General features: G+C 45.6%; 1 protein-coding gene. It reads right to left on the bottom strand.

The window, feature by feature from the left end:
* Positions 1 to 36: 36 nt before the first annotated feature.
* Complete coding sequence (locus BIZ39_RS21960) at positions 37 to 984, bottom strand: IS30 family transposase (RefSeq protein WP_041155238.1); 948 nt, start codon at positions 982 to 984, stop codon at positions 37 to 39.
* Between the last annotated feature and the right edge of the window lie 105 nt (positions 985 to 1089).

Here is a 1089-nt window from a genome sequence, read left to right as displayed (position 1 = left end):
CCCGAATTCAACTGCGAAGTGCGACACTCGTCAATATCAAGCAGCCAATGCCATTTCTTTAAATACAATCGCTGGCTGCTTGAAGCCTAAACACTTTCTTGGTCGATAATTTATTCGCGATAGAGCGAATTCAATATCGCTATCCGTTACTGTTGTTAGATCGGTTCCTTTTTTCACATATTGCCTTAAAAGGCCGTTAGCATTCTCATTGGCTCCACGCTCCCAAGAGCTATAAGGGTGGGCAAAATACACATCAGCTTCCAACTCCTTTGCGATGGTTTCATGACCTGCAAACTCTCTCCCGTTATCTGCCGTGATGGTATGCACATGCTCCTTATAAGGCATGAGTAGCTCTATGGTTGCTTTGGTGACATCATCTGCTGACTTAGATGGCACTTTTTTTACCACGTAAAATCGTGTTTTACGCTCCAAAATAGTCACCATAGCCCCAGTGCCGTGTTTGCCTAAGACAGTGTCGATTTCCCAATCACCAAATCGCTCCTTACTGTCAACGATGCTTGGCCGAACATCGATAGAAACGGCATTCTTGATAGCGGGCGCTTTTTCTTTTTTACCGCGACGATACCGCTTGTGTCCTTGTCTCAAATGGCGATATAGCTTGCCACCCAAGCGTTTATCCTGTGCAACAAATCGGTAGATCCACTCATGGCTGACAGCGGCACCGACTTTCGTTAATACACTGGAAATTTGCTCTGGGCTCCAATCCGCTTCTAAAAGCAAGCGGATAAAATCAACACGCTCCTGTGGTATACGGTATTTACGCGCTGATGTGCGTTTTTTGATTGATAACATCTGGGCTTCGTTAGGACAATAATGTCTGCCCTTGCGGCCGCGTTTAAGCTCCCGGTATACCGTAGAGCGATGGCACTGAACAGTTTTAGCTATTTCAGAAACCGAAATTCCCCGTTCCAAAAGAGCCGAAATCTGATATCTTCTGCCCTCGGTCAACTGCTGATAATTCATGGTAGTACTGCTTGTTTCTTTGACGAGAAGAGCGTACCACTTTTAGCAGTTGGCCTCCTCTTCTACACCTTTCCATGAATGTCGCACTTATTATCTGAAATCGGG

Source organism: Alteromonas sp. BZK5, assembly GCF_014349115.1.
In the GTDB taxonomy this organism is placed as follows: Bacteria; Pseudomonadota; Gammaproteobacteria; order Enterobacterales; family Alteromonadaceae; genus Alteromonas; species Alteromonas macleodii.
This window is presented reverse-complemented; position numbering and strand designations above follow the sequence as displayed.

Excerpts from the sequence above, each read along its gene's own strand:
- BIZ39_RS21960 (WP_041155238.1), bottom strand. The coding sequence starts at position 984 with ATGAATTATCAGCAGTTGACCGAGGGCAGAAGATATCAGATTTCGGCT.